At 74.9% G+C, this 1,928-nt stretch carries 2 protein-coding genes; both read left to right on the forward strand.

The window, feature by feature from the left end; all coding sequences use genetic code 11:
* Positions 1 to 971 (forward strand): cytochrome P450 (locus E1286_RS47080; protein WP_132623904.1); only part of this gene is annotated, 971 nt, incomplete at its 5' end.
* Positions 972 to 1,118: 147 nt separating this feature from the next.
* The coding region (locus E1286_RS47085) for a serine/threonine-protein kinase (protein WP_132623906.1) at positions 1,119 to 1,928 on the forward strand (810 nt) is incomplete at its 3' end.

The following is a 1,928-nucleotide window of genomic DNA, read 5'->3' on the forward strand; positions in this document are numbered from 1 at the left end:
TGCTGGTGCTGTCCAAGCGCGACGCCGTACGCGCGCTGTGCGGCCGGGAGACCGCCTTCCTCCCTGCCGTGGACGAGCGGCCCTTCTCGCTGCCGACCGACGTGCTGCGCCCGGCGTTCATCCGGGTCGCGGAGCAGGAGGCCGCCGGGCTGACCCGCGGGACGCTCGACCACGCGCAAGTGGACGCCGCCTGGCAGCGGGTGGCCAGGCGCTGCGTCTACGGCGACGGCGCGGCCGACGACGTGGAGCTCACCCGGCTGCTGGAGGGCGTCATGCGGGCCGGGCGGCGGCGGGTGTCCGGGCGGCGGGCGCAGCGCCGCAGGGAGATCCTGTCGGGCCGCTACGACGCCCGCATCATCGACCACCTGCGCCGGGCCGAGCCGGGCAGCCTCGCCGGGCTCATCGCCGAGACGCCGCAGCCGGAGTCGCGCGGGCTGATGCAGGCGGCGTTCTGGCTGATGGGGCTGAGCTGCACCGCGGCCGGGCTGACGCAGACGCTGGCGCTGCTCGCCGCGCACCCGGCCCACCGCAGGGCGGCCCGCGCCGACTCCGGTCACCTGCGCGCCTGCCTGCGCGAGGGGCTGCGCCTGTGGCCGCCGCTGCCTGCGTTGTCGCGTATCACCGTCACCGCCACCGACTGGTACGGCACCGCCCTGCCCGCCGGCACCACCGTCGTCGTGCCGCTCGCCGCCCACACGCGCAGCCCGCGCCTGCCGTACGCCGACACGTTCTCCCCCGAGATCTGGCTGGACGGCACCGCGGCGGACGAGTGGTGGGCGCTGCCCGACTGCGACGGCGTGCGGCTGACCCTCGCGGTCGGCACGGCCTTCCTGGGCGCCATGCTGCGGGAGGCCCGGCCCATGCCGGCCGGGCGGCTGCTGTCGGCCCACCGGCCGCTGCCGCGCGTGATCGACGTGTCGCGGCTGCGGGTCCGGATGCGCCCGCCGCGGCGGGATTCGGCTCCTCGCTAGTGTCCAACGGACAGTGCCGACCTCCGTTAGAGTCTGGGGTACAAACGGGATGCCGGGCGGCGGAACGGTTCGGTTCTCACGCGACGAACCGGCGGGAGGAACGGTTTCGGGTTGAGACGGCATGACGACGGCGAGAGGACGGCGACGTTGGGGCGCTCCGCAGGCACTCCGCTCCAGCCGGAGGATCCGCCGGCGATCGGCCCGTACGAGCTGGTCAGCCGTCTTGGCTCCGGCGGCATGGGGGTCGTCTACCTCGCCAAGGCGCCCGACGGTTCCCGGGTGGCGCTCAAGGCCATCCGGCGTGACTTCACCGCCGACCCCGTCTACCGCGCCCGTTTCCACGAAGAGGTGTCCAACGCCCGCAAGGTGGCCTCGTTCTGCACGGCGCGGGTGCTCGACCACGGCGAGGACCGCGGCGTCCTCTACCTCGTCACCGAGTACATCGACGGCATCTCGCTCGAAGACCACCTGATCGAGCACGGCGCTCTGTCGCCGTCGGTGCTGCACGCGGCGGCCGTGGGCGTGGCGGCGGCGCTGACCGCGATCCACGCGGCGGGGCTGGTGCACCGTGACCTCAAACCGGCCAACGTGATGCTGACGCTGGCCGGGCCGCGGGTGATCGACTTCGGGCTGGCCCGCTCGACCCACGTCGACCAGCGGCACACCAACGCCGGCATGGTGATGGGTACGCCCGGCTGGATCGCTCCCGAGCAGGTCTTCGAGGGGCGCACGAGCCCGGCGGGCGACGTGTTCGCGTGGGGGTCGCTGATCGCGTACGCGGGGCTGGGCGGGCATCCGTTCGGCGAGGGTGACGCGTACGTGATGGCGGCCAGGGCCCGGCAGGCGCCGCCCGACCTGCGCGGGCTGCCGGCGCCGCTCGACCGGCTCGTCGCGGCGGCCATCCACCCCGACCCGGCGCGGCGGCCCGCGGCGCGGCAGCTGCTGCTGGAGCTGGTG

This window comes from Nonomuraea terrae (assembly GCF_004348995.1).
GTDB classification, from domain to species: domain Bacteria; phylum Actinomycetota; class Actinomycetes; order Streptosporangiales; family Streptosporangiaceae; genus Nonomuraea; species Nonomuraea terrae.